At 57.3% G+C, this 255-nt stretch carries 1 tRNA gene and 1 rRNA gene; both read left to right on the forward strand.

From position 1 onward, the window contains the following. Positions 1-52: ribosomal RNA gene (locus ACOZHM_RS20725) — 16S ribosomal RNA — on the forward strand; the annotation flags it as partial. Between the two features lie 97 nt (positions 53-149). After that, positions 150-225: transfer RNA gene (locus ACOZHM_RS20730), tRNA-Ala, on the forward strand. Positions 226-255: the final 30 nt, after the last annotated feature.

Below are 255 nucleotides of genomic sequence, written 5' to 3' on the forward strand. Positions count from 1 at the left end.
GAAGTCGTAACAAGGTAGCCGTATCGGAAGGTGCGGCTGGATCACCTCCTTTTGAGCAAAGACAACATCGTCCTGTCGGGCGTCTTCACAAAGTACCTGCATTCAGAGTTTCGCATCGGCCCAGGGCCGGTGTGAGAAGTCCCGTATATGGGGCCTTAGCTCAGCTGGGAGAGCACCTGCTTTGCAAGCAGGGGGTCGTCGGTTCGATCCCGACAGGCTCCACCACACGTTGCGCCTTTATCAGCGCAAACGGCA

The organism is Stenotrophomonas sp. PD6, from assembly GCF_049199305.1.
GTDB lineage: Bacteria > Pseudomonadota > Gammaproteobacteria > Xanthomonadales > Xanthomonadaceae > Stenotrophomonas.